Annotated in this window: 19 protein-coding genes and 2 pseudogenes; 6 read left to right on the top strand and 15 right to left on the bottom strand. The window is 70.0% G+C overall.

Going from position 1 to position 22,716, the window contains the following annotated elements; genetic code table 11:
* Positions 1 to 33 precede the first annotated feature (33 nt).
* The 4 genes from IF04_RS0130725 to IF04_RS0130710 all read right to left on the bottom strand — a co-directional run bounded on the left by IF04_RS0130725 (position 34) and on the right by IF04_RS0130710 (position 4,930).
* On the bottom strand, positions 34 to 633 hold the full coding sequence (locus tag IF04_RS0130725) for a malonic semialdehyde reductase (RefSeq protein WP_030265237.1): 600 nt from the start codon (positions 631 to 633) through the stop codon (positions 34 to 36).
* Entirely contained in the window at positions 630 to 1,109 is a 480-nt protein-coding gene (locus IF04_RS0130720; protein WP_245654568.1) for a nuclear transport factor 2 family protein, read from the bottom strand. Before IF04_RS0130720 ends, IF04_RS0130725 begins: the two co-directional genes overlap by 4 nt.
* Positions 1,106 to 2,071: an NAD-dependent epimerase/dehydratase family protein gene (locus IF04_RS0130715; RefSeq protein ID WP_211259876.1), complete on the bottom strand. Its 966-nt coding sequence runs from the start codon at positions 2,069 to 2,071 to the stop codon at positions 1,106 to 1,108. The genes IF04_RS0130720 and IF04_RS0130715 overlap by 4 nt, the downstream gene beginning before the upstream one ends.
* A 69-nt stretch (positions 2,072 to 2,140) precedes the next feature.
* Positions 2,141 to 4,930, bottom strand: a complete 2,790-nt coding sequence (locus tag IF04_RS0130710) for a non-ribosomal peptide synthetase (protein ID WP_030265228.1) — start codon at positions 4,928 to 4,930, stop codon at positions 2,141 to 2,143.
* Positions 4,931 to 5,271: 341 nt separating this feature from the next.
* Here IF04_RS0130710 and IF04_RS0130705 point away from each other — a divergent pair, with 341 nt between their 5' ends.
* Positions 5,272 to 5,619 carry a hypothetical protein gene (locus tag IF04_RS0130705; protein WP_157847732.1) on the top strand — a complete coding sequence of 116 codons (348 nt, stop codon included), beginning with the start codon at positions 5,272 to 5,274 and terminating at the stop codon, positions 5,617 to 5,619.
* 265 nt (positions 5,620 to 5,884) lie between these two features.
* Here the strand turns inward: IF04_RS0130705 and IF04_RS0130700 are convergent, their stop codons facing one another.
* The 7 genes from IF04_RS0130700 to IF04_RS0130670 form a co-directional block, all read right to left on the bottom strand.
* A complete protein-coding gene (locus IF04_RS0130700) occupies positions 5,885 to 7,483 on the bottom strand; it encodes an amidase (RefSeq protein ID WP_030265221.1) in 1,599 nt (532 codons plus the stop codon).
* Entirely contained in the window at positions 7,480 to 8,700 is a 1,221-nt protein-coding gene (locus IF04_RS0130695; RefSeq protein ID WP_030265219.1) for an MAB_1171c family putative transporter, read from the bottom strand. The genes IF04_RS0130700 and IF04_RS0130695 overlap by 4 nt, the downstream gene beginning before the upstream one ends.
* A 14-nt stretch (positions 8,701 to 8,714) precedes the next feature.
* On the bottom strand, positions 8,715 to 9,290 hold the full coding sequence (locus IF04_RS0130690) for a hypothetical protein (protein ID WP_245654567.1): 576 nt from the start codon (positions 9,288 to 9,290) through the stop codon (positions 8,715 to 8,717).
* On the bottom strand, positions 9,287 to 9,778 hold the full coding sequence (locus tag IF04_RS36190; RefSeq protein WP_245654571.1) for a Rossmann-fold NAD(P)-binding domain-containing protein: 492 nt from the start codon (positions 9,776 to 9,778) through the stop codon (positions 9,287 to 9,289). Before IF04_RS36190 ends, IF04_RS0130690 begins: the two co-directional genes overlap by 4 nt.
* 184 nt (positions 9,779 to 9,962) lie before the next feature.
* Positions 9,963 to 11,414 (bottom strand): argininosuccinate synthase, encoded by a 1,452-nt coding sequence (argG, locus tag IF04_RS0130680; RefSeq protein WP_030265212.1) that lies wholly within the window; start codon positions 11,412 to 11,414, stop codon positions 9,963 to 9,965.
* 351 nt (positions 11,415 to 11,765) lie between these two features.
* Positions 11,766 to 12,773 (bottom strand): sugar phosphate isomerase/epimerase family protein, encoded by a 1,008-nt coding sequence (locus tag IF04_RS0130675; RefSeq protein ID WP_030265207.1) that lies wholly within the window; start codon positions 12,771 to 12,773, stop codon positions 11,766 to 11,768.
* A gap of 60 nt (positions 12,774 to 12,833) precedes the next feature.
* Positions 12,834 to 14,015 (bottom strand): Gfo/Idh/MocA family protein, encoded by a 1,182-nt coding sequence (locus IF04_RS0130670; RefSeq protein WP_030265204.1) that lies wholly within the window; start codon positions 14,013 to 14,015, stop codon positions 12,834 to 12,836.
* A 167-nt stretch (positions 14,016 to 14,182) separates the two neighbouring features.
* On the opposite strand from IF04_RS0130670, the gene IF04_RS0130665 reads away from it, so the two are divergent.
* Entirely contained in the window at positions 14,183 to 15,214 is a 1,032-nt protein-coding gene (locus IF04_RS0130665) for a LacI family DNA-binding transcriptional regulator (RefSeq protein ID WP_030265200.1), read from the top strand.
* 24 nt (positions 15,215 to 15,238) lie between these two features.
* Here the strand turns inward: IF04_RS0130665 and IF04_RS0130660 are convergent, their stop codons facing one another.
* Positions 15,239 to 16,192, bottom strand: a complete 954-nt coding sequence (locus IF04_RS0130660) for a DMT family transporter (protein ID WP_051831695.1) — start codon at positions 16,190 to 16,192, stop codon at positions 15,239 to 15,241.
* Between the two features lie 72 nt (positions 16,193 to 16,264).
* Between IF04_RS0130660 and IF04_RS0130655 the strand changes: the two genes are divergently transcribed.
* The 3 genes and pseudogenes from IF04_RS0130655 to IF04_RS36185 all read left to right on the top strand — a co-directional run bounded on the left by IF04_RS0130655 (position 16,265) and on the right by IF04_RS36185 (position 18,530).
* Positions 16,265 to 16,858 carry a TetR/AcrR family transcriptional regulator gene (locus IF04_RS0130655; RefSeq protein ID WP_030265193.1) on the top strand — a complete coding sequence of 198 codons (594 nt, stop codon included), beginning with the start codon at positions 16,265 to 16,267 and terminating at the stop codon, positions 16,856 to 16,858.
* Between the two features lie 110 nt (positions 16,859 to 16,968).
* A complete protein-coding gene (locus IF04_RS36795) occupies positions 16,969 to 17,496 on the top strand; it encodes a pyridoxamine 5'-phosphate oxidase family protein (RefSeq protein WP_078601005.1) in 528 nt (175 codons plus the stop codon).
* A gap of 23 nt (positions 17,497 to 17,519) precedes the next feature.
* Positions 17,520 to 18,530: pseudogene (locus IF04_RS36185) on the top strand (ROK family protein).
* A gap of 3 nt (positions 18,531 to 18,533) precedes the next feature.
* Here the strand turns inward: IF04_RS36185 and IF04_RS0130640 are convergent.
* Positions 18,534 to 19,406: pseudogene (locus tag IF04_RS0130640) on the bottom strand (helix-turn-helix transcriptional regulator); the annotation flags it as partial.
* Positions 19,407 to 19,643: 237 nt separating this feature from the next.
* On the opposite strand from IF04_RS0130640, the gene IF04_RS0130635 reads away from it, so the two are divergent.
* Positions 19,644 to 20,972, top strand: coding sequence for an alpha/beta fold hydrolase (locus IF04_RS0130635; RefSeq protein WP_030265183.1), 1,329 nt, complete (start codon positions 19,644 to 19,646; stop codon positions 20,970 to 20,972).
* Between the two features lie 51 nt (positions 20,973 to 21,023).
* Here the strand turns inward: IF04_RS0130635 and IF04_RS0130630 are convergent, their stop codons facing one another.
* Positions 21,024 to 21,542 (bottom strand): lamin tail domain-containing protein, encoded by a 519-nt coding sequence (locus tag IF04_RS0130630; RefSeq protein ID WP_245654566.1) that lies wholly within the window; start codon positions 21,540 to 21,542, stop codon positions 21,024 to 21,026.
* Between the two features lie 123 nt (positions 21,543 to 21,665).
* A complete protein-coding gene (locus IF04_RS0130625; RefSeq protein WP_211259875.1) occupies positions 21,666 to 22,691 on the bottom strand; it encodes an AraC family transcriptional regulator in 1,026 nt (341 codons plus the stop codon).
* Positions 22,692 to 22,716: the final 25 nt, after the last annotated feature.

The following is a 22,716-nucleotide window of genomic DNA, read 5'->3' as shown; positions in this document are numbered from 1 at the left end:
GAGCGGTGACAACAGGCGGGGAAACCGCAGTTGTCAGACGCTCCTGAACACCTCGTCGTACGTCAGGCGAGGTGCGCGGGGGCGGAAGGCGTCCGGGGCCGGGCGGCCGACGTTCGCCACGACCAGGGCGCGGTGTTGGCCGTCGGGGAAAAACTCCTCGGTGACGGCCTTGGCGTCGAAGCCCGCCATGGGGCCCACGGCGAGGCCGGCAGCCCGTACTCCCACGATGAAGTAGGCGATCTGGAGGGCGGCGTTGACCACGGCCGTGTCGTGCCGCAGGGTCTCGTCGGCGAACAGGTCGCGGGCGTTCGGTACGTGCGGTGCGACCTTGGGCAGCGTCTCGTGGAAATCGAGGTCGGCGGCGAGGACGACGACGAGCGGCGCCTGACGCACCTTGGGCTGATTGCCGGGTGCCATGCGCTCGACGAGTCGTGCGCGTGCCTCGTCGCTGCGGATCAGGACGGCGCGGAGCGGCTGGCTGTTGAGCGAGGTCGGGGCGTTTTTGATGAGCTCGTGGATGGCGGTGACCTGCTCGTCGGTCACCGGATCGGCGGTGAATGCGTGTGCGGTGTGGGCCTCCTTGAAGAGGAGATTCTGCGCGTCAGCGGCGAGGGGAGAAATAAGGGAATTCAAAGCGTTTCACCTCGTGGAGTGAAAGAAATAGTGAGAGAAATGTCGGGGTCGATCAGGCGGAGCATTTCGGCGGTGTCGAAGTAGTCCTCGAAGTGCACGGCCAGACCGTCCGCGCCGAGCGTCCAGGAGTGGACGAAACGCAGGGTCGCCTTGCGGCCGTCGCGGGAGGTGACCTCCCGGTCCCCGAGCACCATTACCCGGTCGCCGTCGACCAGGAATTCGTGCGGGTCGAGGACCATTCCGCCCAGTACGGCGGGCACTCGGGCGAGGAAATCCCGCATGCCGTCGTGCCCGTACTTGGGTCCGCCCAGGCCCACCTCCCGCATGCCGTCGGGGTGCACCCAGACGATCGCGGGGTCGAAGCAGGACAGGATGGCGTCGATGTCCCGGCGGTGGAATGCGTCGTAGGCGGTTCGGATGCGTTTCTCCGCATCGCTTGCCAGGTGTATCCGGTTCTCCGCGTCGGTGGCGTTCACGTCAAGACCCTCGTTGAGACCTCCGTTGAGACCCCCGTTGTGTCCTTCAGGGCGATGTCGGGGAAGTGTGCCCGCAGTGTGCGGCGGATGCCGTCGTGCCATTCGACGGTGCAGTCGCCGATCAGGGACCGCCGCTTGGTGCTGTCGAAGGCGTACGTCTCACGGGTGACGGCGGACTCTTCGAACTTCGCCTCGACGCCGGTGAGTTCAGCCATGTACGCGGCGCAGTCGGTCATGCCGACCGGCTCGTCACCGCCCCAGTTGACGATGGTCGCCGGTGTGCTCGCGATGGACCACAGCAGTGGGACCTGGTGTACGAGGTCGTCGGTGTGGATCAGTGATGCCCAGTTCTGGCCTTCGAGCGGGATGGGGATCGGCTCGCCGGCCAGCATCTTCTTGAAGTACATGATGGGCACGCCGCCGTAGGAGGCCGGTCCGTAGGAGATGTTGAGGCGGGCGATGGTGGTGGGGACGCCGAGTGTGCGGGCGTACGCGCGCGCTGTGCCCTCCGCGGCGAGCTTGCTGACGGGGTACGTCGGCAGCCAGTCGGCCACGCCGTCCAGCGGGTCGGTCTCCTTGTACTGGTGGTCGAGCGTCTGGCGCTTGTAGAAGGCGCCGGTCGACACGTGCAGGAATGCCTCAGCCTTGCGGCAGTGGGTCATGAGGCGTCCGACGGCGACCGAGTTGATTTCGATGGCGGTGTCGAAGTCGCCGTCGTAGCCGCGGTGCACCGCGGAGTGCATGACGTGGGTGAAGTCGTCGGGCAGCGCGTCGAGGGTGTCCTCGCCGCCCATGTCCCAGTGGTACGTCGTGATGCCGCGGGCGCGCAGCTCGTCCTCGGCGCCGGGGGTGGTGAAGCGGCCGAGGCACCAGACCTCGTTGTCGGCGGCGAGGGCCTCGGCGACCGGGCGGGCCGCCTGGCCGGTACCACCGGTGATCAGAATCTTCTTGTCTTGCGACACAACACTGCCTTGCGACACAGCATTGCCTTGCGACACAACATTGTCAGGCGTCAAAGCAGCCTCCTGTGCTCACTTGCCGTCGAGAGACCGGTCGAGTTCGGACCGGAGGATGGTCTGGAAAGCGGCGACGTGTTGGGGGCCCATGAGTGTGTAGTGCTCGCCGGGGACGTCGAGGTAGCGGTTCTGCTCGCGGGTGTGCTCGTCCCAGCGGCGCAGTTCGTTGTTGAGCCAGTCCTCCTTGGTGCCGCGCAGTGGGATCGCGTAGAAGACGCTCATCCGCCGTACGTCCCCGCTGGGCCGGTACGTCCGCCCGAGCCCGGTCAGGCCGTCGGCGAGGTCCGCCCAGGCCGTGAACCGTGCCAGGTCCAGGTCCAGTTCGGCCAGCCGCTCCGGCGGGGCGATGTCGAACAGGTGCTTGAGCTGTTCGTCCTTGCCGAACGGCCGCAGCTGGGCGGGCAGTTCGGCCGCCTGCTGTTTGGAGACCAGCTCCAGGAACATCGCCAGGTTGACCGCGGTCTCGATGTAGTCGAGCTCGTCCATGCGGTACTTGATGTGGGGCGGGAGGTTGAAGCTGCCGAGGAAGTCGACCCGTTCGCCCTCGGCCTCCAGGATCTTGGCGATCTCGAAGGCCACCGCCGAGCCGAAGGAGTAGCCGGCCAGCGCGTACGGGCCGTGCGGCTGTTTTTCGCGGATGGCGGCCGCGTATGTACGGGCCATCTCGTCGAAGGACTCGAAGGGCCGCTCGCCGGGGTTGAAGCCGCGCGCCCGCAGCGCGTAGAAGGGGCGCTCCTGTACGAAGTACTTGGCCAGGTTGACGAAGACGAGCACCTCGCCGACGCCCGGGTGGACGCAGAACAGTGGCGTCTTGTCGCCGCTGGTCTGCAGCGGGACGATCGGGTCGTACGCGGCCGGGTCGGCGTTCTCGCGGACCGTGAGCCGTTTGGCCAGCTCGCGGACGCTCGGTGCGGTGAGGATGGCGAGGACCGGCAGGTCCACGGCGCCGAGCCGGCTGCCCAGCAGCCGCTTCATGCGCAGGATGTCCAGCGAGGTGCCGCCCAGGTCGAAGAAGCTCGCGGTGGCGCTGACGGTGTCGGGCGCCAGGTCGAACAGTTCCGCGTAGATCTCCGCCAGGGCCTGCTCGGTCTCGCCCTCGGGGGCGGTGTATCCGCCGAGGTGGCGGGTGACCACGTCGTCGACGGAAGCGCGTTGCGTGGTGTAGTCGCCGGCCTCCAGGCGCTTTCGCATGAGGGAACGCTGGATCTTGCCGAGGCTGGTCTTGGGGAAGGCGTCAGCGGGCAGTGGCAACAGCAGTGCCGGGCGGAAGCCCCAGGCCATGACGATGCTGTTGCGCATCGCGATGAGCAGGCGGTGCAGACCGGCCTCGTCGTCCGGGGCGAGGGTGGTCGCGAAGGCCACGACGAGCTGCTCCGTGTCGTTGCCCTCGGGGCGGGTCGGGAAGGCCGCGACGTACGACTTCCGTACTCCGTCGAGGTCCTCCAGGAGCGCCTCCAGCTCGTGGCTGAAGTAGTTCACGCCGTTGACGATGATGCTGTCCTTGCTGCGCCCGACGAGGGTGAGTCTGCCGTCGACGAGGCGCCCCAGGTCGCCGGTGCGGAACCAGCCGTCGGCGCTGAATGCGTCCTTGGTGGCCGGTGCGTTGTTGAAGTACCCGCCGGTGATCATCGGTCCGGTCAGCTGTACTTCGCCGATCTCGCCGTCGGCCAGTACGCGTTCCGCGTCGTCCTCGGCGGTGATCCGGATGGTCAGCCCGGTCACCGGGCGGCCGACCGCGGCGAACTCCGCGCCCAGGTCGCCCTCGGGGAACTCACGGTTGTAGATGCTGCCGGCGCAGGTCTCGGTCATGCCGAAGGCCGGCCACAGCACGTCGCGGGCCAGGCCGTACTTGGCGAGCCTGTCCAGGAACGCCACTCCGGTGGTGACGAGGTTGGCCTCGCCGCCGGAGACGATGTGGTGCAGCGAGGACAGGTCCAGCGACAGGTCGTCGGGCACACTGTCCGGCTGCTGGTCCAGCGCCTGGTTGATCAGGCCGAGCAGGAAGTTGGGCGTGAAGGTCATGGTCACGCGGTGCGCGTCGATGAGCCGGAGGAAGCGCACCGGGTCGCCGAGGATCGTGTCCGGGGTGGTCTGCAGTTGGTTCGCGCCGACCGACAGCGGCAGCAGGTGCGCCTCCAGCAGGGCGGCGACGTGATCGTACGAGATCCAGTTGAGTGTGATGTCCGCCGAGGTGAGGCCCTGCGTGTCGGCCTTGGCCGCCATGGAGGCCAGCAGGTTGGCGTGGGTGAGCAGCACGGCCTTGGAGTTGCCGGTGGATCCCGAGGTGAGCACCATCAGGGCGACGTCCGTGGGCCGGGCCTCGGCCATCTCCACATCCGCGGGTCCGACGGCACCCAGGTGAGCGGTGAGCTCCTTGAGCACCGCCACCTCCAGGCCCGGGACCTCCGGCAGCTCATCGCGCAGTCGCGCCGTGGTGACCAGCAGCGGACCGTCGAGCAGGGCGTTGACGTGCGCGAGCTGGGCGCTCCACCGCTCCTGGTCGTTGCGGAGGGGAACGAGGGGGCAGGCGGTCATGCCACCGAGCAGACAGGCCCAGAAGGCGGGCAGGAAGTCGTCCGGCCGCTCCAGCAGCAGCGCGACCTTACGGCCGGGCTCCGCGCCACGGGCGCGCAGTCCCGCCAGGATCAGCCGGGCCTCGTCCAGCAGCGCGGGGTACGGCTGGAGCCGGCTCTCCGCCGGGTCGTCCGTCAGGCAGTATTGCAGCCCGTTGCCCGGATGCTGCTCGGCAGCCCGGAGCAGCAGGTCAGCGAGGTGCGTGGGCTCGTGCCGGGGCCGGGAGTCCATCGGGAAGGCGGTGGGTGTGTTGCCGGATACGGATTCCTCAACGGCTTCCTCAATGGATTCCGCAACAGATTCCTGATACATCGTCATCGTTCGTCGTCCCTCTCCTGAGAACAGGCACATGGGCATGGAACGGTTGCTGAAACCGGTACCGAAACCAGACGCTTCCGCGATTGCCCACCCATGTCCCATGAGTCACTCGCCCGTTAAATCAGCCTGTTCCGGATGGGAAATTGACGGTGAGTCACCGTTTTTGACTCGGCAACCGGCGGGAAACCACGCCTGGCCGGAATCGTGTTGGAGTTCTTCTCGCAACCCAAGTCGCTGCGAAGAAGGGGTAATTCATGAGTGCTTACCGCCGTAATAACCGAGCCCGGGTGCGCTTCGTCGGGACGCTGGTGGCCGCGGTGGCGGTCATGGGCATCGGCGGGGCCGGTACGGCTTCGGCGGCCACGATGACGACCGCGCACGCGGGCCACGGGAAGGCGCCCGCGTCCAGCCTCACCAGCCCCGTGGGCGAGTCGGTGGACGCGCTGTGGCAGCACGTCGAGATGTACCACCTGAGCGACCCGTCGTGGGAGCTGACCAGCATGCTCACCGACCCGTCCGGGAATCTGAAGGTCCACGGGCAAATGCTGGACGACACGCTGTCCCCGCTCGTCGGCGCGGCCACCGGGGCCCTCGGCGGCTGAGCGTTCGGCCGCCCGGCTGGCCCAAGTCGCCTCTGCGGGGCTAAGCTGATCATTGGCCCGGATGCCGCATCCCCCGTCGGTATCCGGGCCGCTTCCGTGCGCCGTACCCGTACCCGTACCCGTACCGGTACTTGTATCCGTACTCGTACGAGGTCGGCGGCAGCACAGAGGGCCCCAGGTTCAAGAACCTGGGGCCCTCTGTCGTACGGGCTCGTCCTGCCCCACCCCCGTGGAGGCCGGACGAGCCCGGGTCAGTGGCGCTCGCTCACGCGGTGAACGCCGTGGACTCGGTGAACGCGGGCGGGCGGACGGGCTCGGGCAGCAGCCGGGCGAGGTGCTTGGCCACGTCGAGGACCGTGCGGTCGGCCAGGTAGGGGCCGATGATCTGGATGGCCAGCGGCAGGCCGTCGGCGGTCTTTCCTGCGGGAATGACGGCGGCGGGGAGCTTGACGTGGCCGGCCATGTTCAGCCAGGCGGTCTGGTCGAAGTACGGCCGCTTCTCGCCGTCGACGGTGATGGACCGGCCGGGGACCGGGGTGTCGGTCTGGTCGTCGACGGCCGCCGTCGGCGCGGCGGGCGTGATCAGTACGTCGTGGTCGGCGAAGTAGTCGGCCCAGCGGCCGCGCAGCTTCTCGCGCTCCTCGTTGGCGAGCAGCCAGTCCCGGTGCCGCATGGTCCGCGACTGCAGGAAGAGGCCGCCCGGGGCGTCGGCGGCGGTCTTGTCGGCGGCCGCGATGTCGGCGGCGAACGCCTCGTCGGGGGCGGTCGCGCTCGCCGTGGCGTACATGAGGCGCTGGAACAGCTTGTCGCTGTCGGCGAGGTCGATGGGCCGGGCCGAGTCGTCGACCGTGGCGCCGGCGGACCGTACGAGCTCGGCGACCCGGTCCAGGAGTTCGCGGGTGTCCTTGTCGACGTGGCAGTACGGGTCGTCCTGCCAGAGGCCGATCCGGTAGTCGGCGAGGCGCTTGTGCTGCGGTGCCGGGAGGTCGATCTTCCAGGCGGCGGCGTCGGCCGGGGCCGGTGCGGCGAGCACGTCCAGGAGGACGTCAAGGTCCTCGGGCGTGCGGGCGATCGGGCCGATGGTGAGCATGTCGGAGCTGGTGAGCCAGCCGGGCGGGCGCGGGATGTGGCCGCGGGTCGGCACGATGCCGAAGCTGGGGCGCAGTGCATACACGCCGCAGTATGCGGCCGGCAGTCGGAGGGATCCGGCGAGGTCCGAGCCGACTTCGAGGCTGGTGAGCCCGGCGGCGACGGCGGCGGCCGGGCCGCCGGAGGAACCGCCGGCGGTCTTGGTGTCGTCGTGCGGGTTCTTCGTGGTGCCGAAGAGGGGGTTGGACGTCTGGATGTCCTGGCACATCGTCGGGACGTTGGTCTTGCCGACGAGGACGGCGCCGGCGGCGCGGAGGCGGGCGACGGCGTCGGCGTCCTGGTCCGGGACGTGGTCGGCGAGGTCCGGGGAGCCACTGGTGGTGCGCAGCCCGCGCGTTTCCAGGGCGTCCTTCACGGTGAGGGGCAGGCCGTGCAGCGGGCCGAGCGGCTTGCCGGTCTCGGCCAGGTGGCGGTCCGCGTCGTCGGCGGCCGCGCGGGCGGCGTCGGCGTCGAGGGTGACGACGGCGTTGAGGTCGTCGGTCCCGGCGATGTGCTGGAGGTACTGCTCCAGCAGGGCACGGCTGGTGATCTTGCGTGCGCGCAGCGCGGCGAGCTGTTCGCGGGCGGGGGCCAGGTGCAGCGCCTTGCCGGGGGTGTGGGGGGGCGTGGGGGGCTTGGCGGCACCGGCGCGTGCGCGGGCGGCGGCGGGTGCGGCCATGGAGGCTGCCGCGGCGACGGCCGTGGCAGCGACGAGGAGGGTGCGTCGGAGAATCACGAACGGGCTCCAGTTGTGGTGCTGTGAGAGGTGGCGGCGTGGGGGCTCTCGGCGGGAGGGGTGAAGTACGAGGCGACGCGCTGAAGGTGCGTCAGTTCGTCTTCGGTGGTGGTGAGGGGCAGCTCCGCGTCGGCGTACTCGGCGGGGGTTTCGAGGGGGTCGTTGGCGCGGTGCCGGAGGAGGGCGGCGCGGATCTGGTCGGCGGTGACGGCGGCGGCGAGGTCGGCGCCGGTGCGGCCTGCGGCCCGGTGCCGGGTCTCGGACTCCCCCCGCGCGGCCGGGTCGAGGTAGCGGCGCAGCAGCTTCTGGCCCTGGCGGATCTCGACACGGCGGCGCAGCAGGGGGAAGTGGGCGCTGCGGCCGCGCAGCAGGTCATCGTGGTGCGGGGCCGGGCGGCGCAGTGCGATGCCCGGGTCCGCCCGGTCCAGCGCGGCCCACAGGTGGCGCAGCTGCCGGTAGCGGAGGTGTGCGGTCGTCCAGTCGCGCGCTGCGGCGGTGCGGCGGGCCAGCGTGGGGAGGAAGTAGCCGATCTGGGTGGCGGTGGCGCCGATGTCGCCGCAGGCCCAGGCGAACGGGTCGAGGTGCTCGACGCCGAAGCCGGCCTCGGCCCCGACGACCGCGCCGATCCGGATGGTGCTGTATCCGAGGGTGATGATCGCGCCGACTGTGATGAGCCGCAGGCCCCAGGTGATCGAGGGGTTGCTGGCGGTGCGGGCGTACTTCCAGCAGGACCGTGCGAGGTAGAGCTCGGCGACGGTGTACATGCCGAAGTACAGCAGCACGTACGCCTGGTAGTACGGGTCGTGGGCGTAGTACGTGGCGAAGTCTGCGGGGCGGGTCGTCGCCGGGGTGAGCAGGGCGAACAGTACGGCCATGCCGGCGATGACCACGGCGGCCGCGATGAGCAGGAGGCGGCTGCGGCGGCGGGCTTCCGCGGCCGGCTTCGACCAGTACGCGAGGACGGTGGCCTGGAGCGCGAAGACGAGGATCACGCAGCTCTGGGCGAGCGGTACGGAGATGTTGGTGATGCCGAAGACGCCGTCGATGCGCACCCACACCCAGGTGAGGGAGACGGCGTAACTGATCGCGGAGAAGCCGTACGTGAAGGCCAGCGCGACCAGGGCGCGGTCGCGGCGGCTCTTGGCGAGGTCGCGCAGCAGGAAGAGGAATCCGCTGCCGGCGATCGCCAGACACAGGGGGTGGAGTATGTCTTTCACGGGGCCTGATTCGGTCAGCGCAGCAGCGTACGGGCGATGGGGTCGGAGTCCCGGCGGGCGCGGGAGGTACGGGAGGTGCTCACGTGCTCCTGCAGCAGGGAACCGAGCATTTCGGCTTCGAACTCCTCGGGTTCGTTGTAGCGGGTCCGGCCCAGGACGAGCTGAACGGTGCTGGGATCGATACCGGTGATCAGTCCGCCGAGGTCGCCCGAACCGGCCGGGGTCCTGCCGCGGTGCCGCTTGAGCATGTGCGCGAACTCGTGGCCGACGATGATCTCGGCGTGTGCGCGGCTGATGCCCGTGTCGTAGAAGACGTAGTCCGTGGTCTTCGTGGCGAGCCACATGCCGCAGGGCGCTGAGGCGTCCAGGGAGTCCGCGTCGGCCGGGTCCGGAGTGAACGGCATGAGCCGGATCGAGCGGCCGAATCGATTCTCCATGAACGGCACCAGGTCGAGGACGCTGTCCACGGGCGGCAGGTCCAGCTCTGCCACGAATGCCCGACTGCGACGCTCGACCTCGTCGGCCGCGCGATCACGACGGCTGCGCCGCATACGGCTGCCTCTCAGGATCGACGCCCTGGGGCCCGTCATGGCGAGCCCCTCTCGGGGTCGGCGGGCAGCCCTTCCATCTCCCGCACCGCGTCGATGGCCTCCAGGACCTTGCGCTGGCTCGTGTCGGACAGGCCCATCGCACGGAGGGCGATCTCCCGCACGCCGGCCTCGCTGAGCTTCCGCAGGAGCTCGAACTGGTCCGCGACCTTGCGCGTGATCTCGTCCTCGACGAAGTAGCCGGCCTCCACGCCGAAGAAGCGCGCGAGGAGCGGCAGGAGGGTGATGGTCGGGGTCCGTTCGCCCTTGCGCAACATGCCGATGTAGGCGCCGGTGCAGCTGTCGTCGCCGTACGAGGAGATCGTGCGTGCCACGTGCGCGTTGCTGAACTCCTTGGTCCCCGGTGCGCGCACCCGGTCGAAGAGGAAGTTCAGCCGCTCGGCGAACGAAGCGCCCGGGCCCGGAACGGGTACGGACGCGGGTACTGCGGGGTGCTCCCCCGGCGTCCCGGCGTCGGCACTGTCGTCCATCACGGCCACGGCTGCTCCCTCTCGATCCGCCTAAACTATAGTTGACGCCGTTGCGTGACCGGAAGCCCGGGTTCTGTGATGAGTACGACTCGCCGCGACGGGCCACAACGTGCGACAGCGGGCCCCGGCGAATGTCTCGCCGGGGCCCGCTGCCCAGGTACCTGCGTACAACCGGTGACCGGTCTCAGTCCGTGCCGGACTCCATCGCGGCACGGTCCAGCGCCGCGTCCTCCGCGGAGACCTCGCCGCGCGAGGCGATCGCCTGGGCGCCGCCCTGGTCCATGGCGCCGATCAGACCGGTCGAGGCCGCCTGCGCGGCACCGATCGGCGTCGGGTGGACGCTGCGGCCGACCAGGCCCAGACCCGCGTACTGCTCAAGGCGTGCACGGGAGTCGGCGATGTCCAGGTTCCGCATGGTGAGCTGGCCGATCCGGTCCACCGGACCGAACGCCGAGTCCTCGGTCCGCTCCATGGAGAGCTTGTCCGGGTGGTAGCTGAACGCCGGGCCCGTGGTGTCGAGGATCGAGTAGTCCTCGCCGCGCCGCAGCCGCAGTGTCACCTCGCCGGTGACGGCCGCGCCGACCCAGCGCTGCAGCGACTCGCGGATCATCAGCGCCTGCGGGTCCAGCCAGCGGCCCTCGTACATCAGCCGGCCGAGCCGCCGGCCCTCGTTGTGGTACGCGGCCAGGGTGTCCTCGTTGTGGATCGCGTTGACCAGGCGCTCGTAGGCGATGTGCAGCAGCGCCATGCCCGGCGCCTCGTAGATGCCGCGGCTCTTGGCCTCGATGATCCGGTTCTCGATCTGGTCGGACATGCCCAGACCGTGCCGGCCGCCGATCGCGTTGGCCTCCATGACCAGGTCGACCGGGGAGGCGAACTCCTTGCCGTTGATCGTGACCGGGCGTCCCTGGTCGAAGCCGATCGTCACGTCCTCGGTGTCGATCTCCACCGACGGGTCCCAGAACCGCACGCCCATGATCGGGTCGACGGTCTCGATGCCGGTGTCGAGGTGCTCCAGGGTCTTCGCCTCGTGCGTGGCGCCCCAGATGTTGGCGTCCGTGGAGTACGCCTTCTCGGTCGAGTCCCGGTACGGCAGCCCGTGCGCGAGCAGCCACTCCGACATCTCCTTGCGGCCGCCGAGCTCCGTGACGAAGTCCGCGTCCAGCCAGGGCTTGTAGATCCGCAGGTGCGGGTTGGCGAGCAGCCCGTAGCGGTAGAACCGCTCGATGTCGTTGCCCTTGTACGTGGAGCCGTCGCCCCAGATCTGTACGCCGTCCTCGAGCATGGCGCGCACCAGCAGCGTGCCGGTCACGGCGCGGCCGAGCGGCGTGGTGTTGAAGTACGGGCGGCCGCCCGAGCGGATGTGGAACGCGCCGCACGCGAGCGCGGCCAGCCCTTCCTCGACCAGCGCGGCACGGCAGTCGACGAGCCGGGTGATCTCGGCGCCGTACGCCGTGGCGCGGCCGGGCACGGACGCGATGTCGGGCTCGTCGTACTGACCGATGTCGGCGGTGTACGTGCACGGGACGGCACCCTTGTCGCGCATCCAGGCGACGGCGACCGAGGTGTCGAGCCCGCCGGAGAAGGCAATGCCGACGCGCTCGCCGGTGGGGAGGGAGGTGAGGACCTTGGACATGGCAAGATTATGCAACATCCCGCATGACCATGCAAGCGGGATACTCGCCGGCCGCGGCTTCGTCGGTGTATCCGCAGGTCATCGGACCGATACCACCGAACGGGCCCGTCCTCTGCGTGGCTGACGCCGCCGCAGCCCCAGAAGTGGTGCGCTCTGTCCAGGGGGGCCGCACCCGGGCGTCTCGGTGCACAAGGTGCTCGCCGACCTGGCGTTCAGCAGCACCTCGGCCGGCGAGCCGCCCTTCACCGGTCCGTCCCACGGCCTCGGCGCCATCTCCCCCGGCCGCACTGAAGTGAGGCATGGGCCCGGGCTCCCACTCGGAGGAGCCCGGGCCCCCGTACCGCCGCGGCATCAGCCGCCGGGCAGCGCTTCCGCCGCGGTGCGCAGGGTCTTCGCGGCCAGGGCGAGTCCCTCGGTACGGCTGTACGCGGCGTCCTCGTGCTCGATGTTGACGGCCATGTCCGGGTCGACCTCGGCGAGCGCCGCGAGGAACTCGGTCCAGTAGGCGACGTCATGGCCGACCCCGACCGCGACGAACTTCCAGGCCGGGTTCTCGGGCCAGGCGTTGCACCAGAAGTCGTACCCGGTGGGGACCTTGTCCGGGTCGTCGGCCGGCACCCGTGTGAAGGACGTGTCGAGCACTCCACGGACGTCGACGCCGGGGCAGATCGTCGCGTCCTTGGCGGCGGCGTGGAACACGAGCGGGCCGAGGTAGCGGATCGACGCCGCCACGTCCATGCCCTGCCACATCAGGTGCGAGGGGTCCATCTCCGCACCGAGGTTGGTCGCGCCGGTCAGCTCGACGAGCCGCTTGAGTGTGACGGGTGAGAACACGAGGTTGTGCGGGTGCATCTCGATCGCGACCCGGACGTCGTGCTCGCGGGCGAGCGCGTCGATCTCTTTCCAGAACTCGGCGGCCACGCCCCACTGGTAGTCCAGGACGTCCATGTAGACGCCGTCCCAGGGGTTGACCACCCAGGAGGGGTACTTGGCGTCGGGGTCGGAGCCCGGGGTGCCGGACATGGTGACGACGTGCTTCACACCGAGCAGACCGGCGAGCCGGATCGTGCGGCGCAGGTCGTCGGCGTGCTTCGGGCCGACCCCCGGCAGCGGGTTGAGCGGGTTGCCGTTGCAGTTCAGGCCGGTGAGCTCCATGCCGCGGTCGGCGAAGGTACGGAGGTACTCCTCGCGGGCCTTCTCGGAGGACAGCAGCAGATCCACCGGGCAATGCGGCGAGGGGATGAAGCCGCCGGTGTTGACCTCCACGGAGGTCAGGCCGTTGGTCTTCAGTACGTCGAGGGCCTCTTCGAGGGTGCGGTCGTGCAGACAGGCGGTGTAGGCGCCGAGCTTGAGAGCCATGGGTTTCTCCATTCGGGGCGGGGCGCGACGGGGCTGGGGAGGTCAGGTCAGGGGGGCGGGTCAGGGGATGTCGACGGAGGCGCCGGCGGCGTCGGCGGAGCGCACCACGGCCTGGATGATCTCCATCGTGTGCAGGGCATCGGCGAAGGTGGCGCAGGCGGGGAGCGGGTCCGCGACGCCCGCGACCTGGTCCAGGAAGGCCCGGGCCTGGTACGTGAACATCTCGGCGTTGCCGCCGCCCACCCCCGGCGCCTCCATCGGGTAGCCGCCCTTGAAGTACGGCAGCTGCGGCCCGGCGATGATCTGGCGCGCGCCGCGGGTACGGGCCTCGGGCTGCGCGTCGTCGAAGAGGTACTCGGCGGGGCGGTGCTGGTCGAACGCGGCCCGGCCGCCGAGCCCCAGGACGTCGAAGGCGAGCCCGTTGGGCAGGCCGAAGGCGGTGCGTGACACCGAGAAGGTGCCCACCAGGCCGGACGCGAAGCGCGCGGTGAAGGACGCGGTGTCCTCGTTCTCGACCGCGCCGACCTCGCCGGAGACGGGCGCAGCGTTGTGCCCGACGACCGCGCCCAGTGGCAGGGGCCGCTTGGTGATCTGGGTCGACAGCGTCGCGCCGGAGACCGCGACGACTGGCCCGGCGATGTACTCGGCGGCGTCGATGACGTGCGCGCCGATGTCACCGAGCGCGCCGGAGCCGGGGCCGCCCTTGAAGCGCCAGCTCAGCGGCCCGTTCGGGTCGGTCGCGTAATCGCACCAGTACCGGCCGCTGAACAGCGACAGGTCGCCCAGCTCGCCGCGTCGCACATGGTCGCGGATCGCCGTGATGGCCGGGGAGCGGCGGAAGGTGTAGCCGACGGAGGTCACCACGTCGGCGGTGCGCTCCAGCTCGACCATCGCGCGGGCATCCTCGATGGAGCCGGCCAGTGGCTTCTCGCACAGTACGTGCTTGCCGGCGGCCACCAGCGCCTCCGCGATCCGGCGGTGCAGGTCGTTGCCGACGACGATGCTGACGGCGTCGATCGTCGGGTCCTGGGCCACGGCCTCCCAGCTCGGGAGCGCCTTCTCGTACCCGTAGCGGCGGGCGGCGTCCTCGGCCAGTTCGAGGTTGGCGTCGGCGATCGCTGCCAGCCGTACCGGGGGCAGGCCCGCGCCGAAGACGGTGTTGACCTGGCGATAGCCGGCGGCGTGGCTGCGCCCGGCCATTCCGGCGCCGATGACGGCCACCCCGATCGTGCCTGCGTCCATGTCGTCCTCCACGTACTGTCTCGGTCGAGTGGCCTACTTGACCGGTAAACTTGACCGGTCAATGCGAAGTACTATGAGGACCGCGCGATGAGCGTGTCAAGGCCCCGAAGGACCTGAGCCAGGAACGACCTGAACGACCTGAACGACTTGAACGACATGGGAGACCGATGAAGGAGCACGAAGTCGACGACGCGGGAAGCGGTCCCGCCCGGCCCCCGACCATGGCGGACATCGCCGCCCGGGTGGGGGTGTCCAAGCAGGCGGTCTCCCTGGTCTTCCGCAACGCGCCCGGTCTCAGCGAGCAGACGCGGGCCCGGGTGCTGGAGGTCGCGGCGGAGCTGGGTTATCGGGCCAACCGCTCGGCCAGCCTGCTGGCCCGCCGGCGCACGCGGCTGCTCGGCGTCACGATGAGTGTGCGCAGCCCGTTCCACGCGGAGCTGGTCGAGCACATCCACGCGGCCGCCGACGACCTCGGGTACGAAGTGGTACTCGGCGCGCTCACCCCCACCCACGACGAGCGGCGGGCCGTCGAGACGCTGCTGGAGTTCCGCTGCGAGGCGCTGCTCCTCCTCGGCACCGACGCCCCCCTGGCCGGTCTCACCGCGCTCGGCGAGCAGTTGCCCGTCGTCGTGGTCGGCCGGCGGGCCGCCTCCGCGACGCTGGATGTCGTGCGGACGGCGGACGGCAAGGGGGTGGGTCAGGTCGTCGACCACCTCGTCTCCCTGGGGCACCGCGACATCGTCCACATCGACGGCGGCCGCGGTGCCATCGCCACGGACCGCCGCAACGGCTACCGGCGGGCGATGCGGCGCCACGGCCTCGATGAGCAGGTGCGGATCGTCTCCGGCGACCACACCGAGGAGGCCGGCGCCCGCGCCGCCCGCCTCCTGCTCGACGAGAAGCGCCTTCCGACCGCCCTGGTAGCCGCCAATGACCGTTGTGCGCTAGGGGCGTTGGACGTCTTCGCGCGCGAGGGCGTCGCCGTACCCGGCACGGTGTCCGTCGCGGGCTACGACGACAGTCCACTCGCCCGCCTCGCGCACGTGGACCTCACCACGGTGAGCCAGGAGGCCCAGGAACAGGCCCGGCACGCGGTGGCGGCCGCGGTCGACCGACTGGACGGCGGCCGCACCGAACCCCGCCAGGTCGTCCTGCCCCCACGCCTCATCACACGCAGCACCACCGCCCCGCCCGCATAACCACACCCTGACGCGTGCAACGCATCAAACGTCGTAGTCGACCGGCCTGGAGGTACTGGCCCCAGCCCCCGCCCCGGCAGTGTCCGCGTCACGCACACACACTTTGGTGGATGACGTGTCACCGCGATGGACGAGGACCACTGCCGCGAGGCCGACAGCCAGCCCAAGGGCGGTCTGCAGGCCGAATGCCTCACCGAACATGACGGCACCCCAGACTGCCGTGACCGGGGCCATGAGGAACATGAGCGTATTGACCTTGGTGACTCCGGAGCGCTTCAGGATGAGCCAGTACAACCCGTACCCGCCGAAGGTGGACAGGGCCACCAGCCAGGCGATCGCGACCCAGAACGAGGGCTCGGCGGGGGGCTTCGCGGCTCCGGTGCTCACGGCGAGCGCCGTGAAGATGACGGTACTCGTAGCGCAGTGGACGGTCATCGACACCGCCGGAGCGACCCGCGTGCGGGAGCGGCCTTCGAGGAACGTGGCCGCGACCAGCGAGAACATCCCGAGAAACGGGATGAGATAGGCCCACCAGGCCACGTCGGCGCGGGCCGCGGCATCGGCCGTGGTGACGATGGCGACGCCGCTCACGCCCAGACCCAGACCGAACCACTGCCTGCGCGAGACGTACTGACGCAACAGCGGGCCGGCGAGCGCCCCGGCGACCAGGGGCTGGACGCCGTCGATCAGAGCCGTGGTGCCGCTGGAGACCCCGAGTTGGATCGCGTAGTAGACGGTGAGCAGATAGCCGCTCTGCGACAGCACTCCGATCACGGCCTGCCTGGCCACGTCCCGTACCGCGAGGCCCCGCCACGACGCTCTGGCGGCGGTCGCGGCGACGGCGATCAGGATGACGGTCAGCGGCAGAAACCGCCACATCAGGATCGTGACCGCGGGAGCGCTGCCCGCACCGAGCTTGGCCCCGATGAACCCGGAGCTCCAACACAACACGAAGGCGATCGAGAGCAGAAGGTTCACACCTCACCCCTCCACTAAACAGATCGGTATACTCATCTCCCGCCCACTATACAGATCGGTATACTCTTGAGCATGGGTGCTACGGAGAAACCGCGACGGATCACGATGACGCCTGCCGCGCTGCGCGTGCTGGAGGCCGCTGCGAGGCTGTTCTACGAGCGCGGTATCCATGCCGTCGGCGTGGATCTGATCGCCGCCGAGGCCGGGGTGACCAAGAAGACCCTCTACGACCGGTTCGGCTCCAAGGAACAGATCGTCGTGGAGTACCTCGCGGACCGCGACGAGCGATGGCGGGCCTTCCTCGACCAGTACTTGGCGGCCGCAGACCCGGCGCCGTCGGCGCGCGTCCTGGCCGTCTTCGACGCCTCGCACGCGTGGTCGTCGGAACACAGCTCCAAGGGATGCAGCATGGTCAACGCCCACGCCGAGATCAGCGACCCGTCCCACCCGGCCCACCCGATCATCACCGGGCAGAAGCAGTGGATGCTCGACCTGTTCACCCGCCTCGCCGGGGACATCACCCCCGGCCAGGCCGACCGTCTGGCCCGGACACTCATGCTGCTGCATGAAGGAGCGCTCGTCGCCCACGGCCTGAACATCTTCCCGGACCCCATCCCCCATGCCCGCGAACAAGCGCAAGCTCTCCTCGCCGCGCCATCCGGCTGAAGAACTCTTGGCGTTGCTGTCGGGCCTCTTTACACTGAGCGCGCGGAAGGTTCCGTATACGCGTCCGGCCGGGCAGGCAGCGTTCCGCAACGGGGCGACTGGAGGACATCATGTCCGTCTCGATCGAAGAACTCTGCGAGACCGCAGGCGAGATCCTTCGCACGACTCGTTATATGACACTGGGCACCGCTTCGGCCGCAGGAGTCCCGATGGTGACTCCGCTGGCGCACGCCTGGGACGACGAGGATGCTTTCTACTGGTTTTCCGGAATGGACGCCGTGCATTCGCTGAACATCGAGCACAATCCGGTGGTCTCGATCGTCGTCTTCGACTCCAATCCGACCGACGGGGGCGGCCAGGGGCTCTACGCACACGGCCGGGCCGAGATGCTGCGCGGTGAGGCGCTGGACGAGGGCTGCGAGGTGTACTACGCCCGCCGTTACCCGGACCCGGCGGCGCGTGCGAAGCGGTACCAACCGCCCGCGCAGTTCCGGGACGCCGCGCCCAACCGGCTGCACCGGGCGCGGATCGAGTCGTACTCGGTACTGAACCCCGATGGCCACCCCGTGCACGGGGACGAGGTCAGCCACCGCGTCACCATCCCGTTCCGCACCGGCCGCCTCAGCGGGACCGCGTGAGCCGCCCACCCGGCGAGAGCGCCGTGCTCGGGCTCGACATCGGCGGTACGGCGATCAAGTCGGCCCTCGTCGCCCCGGACGGCAGAGCGCTGAGCGCCGTCGCCCACCACCCCGTACGGGCTGCCGGGCGCGACCCGGAGACGATCGTCGGCGCGGTGCTCGATCGTGCCGCGGGCCTCCTCGACGCGGCGGTGGCGCAGGGTGTGGCGGTCCGCGCCCTCGGCGTCGCGGCCTGCGGGGTGATCGACGAGTCGGCGGGCGTCGCCGTCTTCTCGGCTTCCTTCGGCTGGCAGGACGTGCCGCTGCGCAGGCTGCTGGCCGAGCGCACCGGCCTGCCCGTCGTACTGGGACACGATGTACGGGCCGGCGGCGTTGCCGAGGCGCGGCTCGGCGCCGGCCGCGGGCACGAGGTGTTCCTCTTCGTGCCCGTCGGTACGGGTGTCGGGGCGGCGGTCATGCTCGGCGGGCGGCCGTTCACCGGCGGGCACTGGCGGGCCGGTGAGCTCGGGCATGTGGTGGTGCGGCCAGGGGGCGACCGGTGCGGCTGCGGCCAGCGCGGTTGCCTGAGCACGGTGGCGGGCGGACCCGCGGTGGTCAAGCGGTACCGGCGGCTGGCCGGCCTGGACGGCGGAGCCCCGTCGGATGCCGCCACTGTGGTCCGACTGGCCACCGAGGGCGACCGCGTCGCGGCCGAAGTGTAGGCGGAGACCGTGGCGGCGCTGGCCGATTCGCTCGCTCTCGGCGTCACGCTCTTCGACCCTTCGGCCGTCGTCGTGGGCGGCGGGCTCGGCCGGTCCGGCGACCTGCTGTTCCACCCCCTGCGCGAACAGCTCGCCGAGCGGCTGACGTTCCAGGTCATGCCGGAAGTACTGCCCGCCGCCCTGGGGGACGAGGCCGGCTGCCTGGGGGCGGGGCTGCTCGCGTGGGATGTGCTCGGCGAGCGTACCGATACCAATACTGGTACTGGTACTGGTACCGGTACCGGGAAAACACTCCCCTCGGTCGCGAATGCACGCGGGCCGGGCGAGCCGTAAAACTCACCGACTTTCCACCGGCCGAGTCCCCGACTCCTGCGCCGACCCCGACCCCGACCCCGACCCCGACTCCGGCCCCGGCTCCGCGGTCCACTGCGTCAACAGGCGCAGCGCGTCGGCCGAAGGAGTGTCGTTGGGTGTGTAGACCTCGAGCCGGTGGTCGGGGCTGTCGGGCTGGAGCCACACCTGGTAGTCGACGTTGACCCCACCGACGGTGGGATGTTGCAGATTCATGGTGCCCACGGTGCAGTCCGCGACGTCTCCCTTGGCCCACAGCTTGGCGAAGTCGCCGCTGCGCATGGCGAGTTCACCGATCAGTTCGGCCAGCCGGGCGTCGGTGGGACAGCGGCCGGCGGTGAGCCGCAGGTAGGCGACGTGGGTCCGGGCAAGTTCGGACCAGTTTCGGTGCAGGTCGCGGGTGAGGGGGTCGAGGAAGAACATCCGCGGGACCGATGGCCGTCGCGCGAGGTCGTGGGGTGCGTCGAAGTCGAGGTGTTCCGCGAAGAGGGCATGACCGGTGCGGTTCCAGGCCAGCACGTCGCCGCGGCGGCCGAGCACGACGGCCGGCATGGTCTCCCCCAGGGAGGCCAGGAGGGCCAGTACGCGGGGGTGCGGTTTTTCGGGGCGGGGGCGTACCAGTCGGGAGGTGGCGGGCTGCCGGGCGAGGTTGTGCAGGTGGGCGGTCTCGGCCGGATCCAGTTGGAGCACCCGGGCGAGCGCGTCGAGGACCTGCGCGGAGGCGGTACCGGCCTGCCCTTGCTCCAGCCGGGTGTAGTAGCCGGCGCTCACGCCGGCGAGCTGGGCGAGCTCCTCGCGGGAAACCAACACCTCGTCGCGGGACACCGGACTCGGCCGATCGCCCGCCCGCCGCCGCCGCCGACGTCACCGTCATCGACGACGACGTCACCGTCACCGCCGCGGTCCCCGGAAGCGTCCGGTGATCGGATACGGCGGCTGCCCATCCGCTGCACCCGCAATCGTGGGCGCCTTCATCCCGGGCCACGCCGGGGCCGCACGGTGATGGTCCAGCAAACGCCGATGTCCCCCGGGAGACGTACGCACGCATGCCCGTGATCGCATCATTGAAGTCCCCAATGACGACTGGAGCCACCCATGACGACGACCCCCACCACGCCCACTGCGCCCGCTACGCCCACGTACCGCCACAACGGCATGGTCTGCACCGACCACAGCCTCGCCGTACCCCTCGACCACGCGCGCCCGGGCGGCCCGTCGATCACCCTCTTCGCTCGCGAGGTCGTCGCCGCGGAACACGAACACCGCGAGCTGCCCCTGCTGCTGTGGCTGCAGGGCGGCCCCGGCTGCCGCGCCGAGCGGCCCAACGCGGCCGGCGCCTGGCTGCGCCGCGCCCTCAAGGACTACCGCGTCGTACTCATGGACCAACGCGGCACGGGCCGCTCCACCCCCGCGGACCGCCGCACCCTCGCCGTCCACGCGGACGCCGCCGCGGCCGCCGAGCACCTCGGACACTTCCGTGCCGACGCGATCGTGCGCGATGCCGAGCTGCTGCGCCGCCGGCTGTGCGGAGACCGGCCCTGGACGGTCCTCGGCCAGAGCTTCGGCGGCTTCAGCGCGCTGACCTATCTGAGCCTCGCGCCGGAAGGTCTGGAGCGCGTACTCATCACCGGCGGCCTGCCCACGCTCACCGGCCACGCGGACGATGTGTACCGCGCCGCGTACCGCCGCACGCTCGCTCACAACACGCGCTACTTCGACCGCTACCCGGGCGACCAGGCCCTCGCCGACGCGGTCGCCGCCCACCTGGCCGCGCACGACGTACGGATGCCGTCCGGCGAGCGCCTCACCGTCCGCCGCTTCCAGACGACGGGCATCACCTTCGGTACCGCCTCCGGCTTCGACACCCTCCACTACCTGCTGGAATCCGCCTTCGTCGACGGCGCCCGCGGCCCCGAGCTGTCGGACACCTTCCTGCGCGGCGTCGACGCCGTCGTCTCCTTCGCCCCGCGCCCCCTCTACGCCGTCCTCCACGAACCGATCTACGCACAGGGCGGCCGCCCCACCGACTGGTCCGCCCACCGCATCCGCAAGGAATTCCCGGAGTTCGACGCGGACGGCCAGGACCCGCACAGCCCGCTCCGCTTCACCGGCGAAATGATCTACCCCTGGCAGTTCGAGGAGGACCCCGCCCTCGTACCACTGCGCGAGACCGCGGACCTCCTCGCCCAGCGCACCGACTGGCCGGCTCTGTACGACCTGGACAAGCTCGCCCACAACAACGTCCCGGTCACCGCCGCCGTCTACTACGACGACATGTTCGTCGACCGCGACCAGTCCCTGGCCACCGCCGACCTGGTACGCGGCCTGCGCCCCTGGATCACCAACACCCACGCCCACGACGGCGTACGAGCAGACCCGGCAGTCCTCGACCGACTGCTGGACATGGCCTGCGGGCGGATCTGACGCGGGCGTGGGTCCACCTCCACCCGGGAGGTGGACCTGCCTGCGTCCGGATCAGCTGTGGAAGCCGATGTAGCCGTTGCCGTCGCGGTCGGAGCCGCTCTTGGTGTAGGCGTGGACGTCCGAGCGGCTGCCGGAGGGCTTGTACAGGTAGATCGTGTCGCGGTCGTTGTTCCACAGGAAGTTGCAGTTGTCGCGGTAGACCACGTTGCGCGCATCGGAGTCGGTGCCGTAGCCGCCGCGGAGCTTCACATAATCGCCGGGCTGGAGGTAGTGGCTCGCAGCGAACTTGAAGCGGTTGCCCGCCGCGTCCTTGACGACATAGCCCTTGAGGTTGATGGTCGCCGAGGCCGAGTAGTTCTTGATCGTCAGGTACTCCTCGTCGGTGTTGCCGGAGGAGCAGCTGTTGGAGTCCCGGCCGGGGGCGTCGTACTGGACTCCGCGGATCTTCAACGCCGAGTGGTACTCGGCGGCCTGGGCCGGAGCGGCGGCGAGCACGGCCAGCGCGCCGGCGGCGATGGCCGTGGCGGTGGCGGTGGCGGTGGCGGTGGCTATGACAGGGCTCTTGCGCAAGGGAATTCCCCCCATGTTCACGGTCTGATGGAGCGACAGGAGCTTATACGTGATGTGAAGAGTTGGTGAAGGGTCTGCGATGACTTCGGAGAGCGTTCGCCGTCACGCAGTGTCCGTCCCGGCCTACTTCGCCGGAGTCCGGTTCCCTGTCCCGCCCTGCCACCGCCGCCGTGCCCGGAGGAAGCTCGACCAGTCCTGGTAGCCGAGCAGCTGGGCGATCTCGTACCGCGGGATCGACGGGTCGCGCAGCAGGTTCTCGGCGACACCACGTCGTACCTCGTCGAGGATCGCCCGGAAGGTCGTACCCTCGTTCGCCAGGCGTCGTCGCAGGGTCCGCGGTGCGTAATGCAACTGCTCGGCGACGTCCTCAAGGCTGATGTCGAGCGAGTCCCGGTCGAGCAGATGGGCGCGGACCCGGGCCGAGACGCCGGTGCAGTGCAGCCGTTCCGTTCGGATCCGCTCACACTGCTCGATCATGAGCAGCGCGGTGTGTGCGTTCGCCATTGGCGGCACTTGATCGAGGTACCCAACGTCGAAGACCAGCTCGGCGCGGGGGTGACCGAAGCTCACCGGAACCTGGAAATGGTCCTGGTAAACCGGTGGCCGCCGGGTCTCGTCGATCTCGAAGGGCAGCCTGACCTCGCGCAGCGGGACCCGGTTCGCGCCCGGGAAGACTTCGCGTTGGATCTGGACGGTGGCGGCGGCATCGCGCTCGACGACGAAGCGCCGGATGTCCTCGGGCACATCGTGGGACTCCATCGCGAGAACGTACTGTCCCGACTCTCTGATCTGGGCCGTCATCGTCGAAAAGGCGAAGGTGAGCAGCGCGTACCGCAGGCCGTACCGGACCGTCTCCCGCACCGACGAGCACGCCGCGAGCAGATAGCCGAAGTAGCCGTACGCCGTGAGGTGGTAGAGCCGTCCGAGCTCGATGCCCAGTCCGGGGCGGTTGTCGAAGGCGTCGAGCAGGTTGCGGATCACCGCGATCTCCTGCTGTGCTTCCAGCAGTTCGTCGGGGTCGGCGAGGCTCCGTGGGGTAATGCGGGACCCCCGCAGCAGTGCGCCGACGTCGACTCCTCGCTGAGCAGCCCACTCGCAGAGGATCGCGACGCCGACCATCGTGCGCGGGTGATCCCATGGGTCCCGCATGGTGGCGATGACCTGGGAAGTCGCC

This window comes from Streptomyces violens (genome assembly GCF_000717745.1).
Classification (GTDB): domain Bacteria; phylum Actinomycetota; class Actinomycetes; order Streptomycetales; family Streptomycetaceae; genus Streptomyces; species Streptomyces violens.
This window is presented reverse-complemented; position numbering and strand designations above follow the sequence as displayed.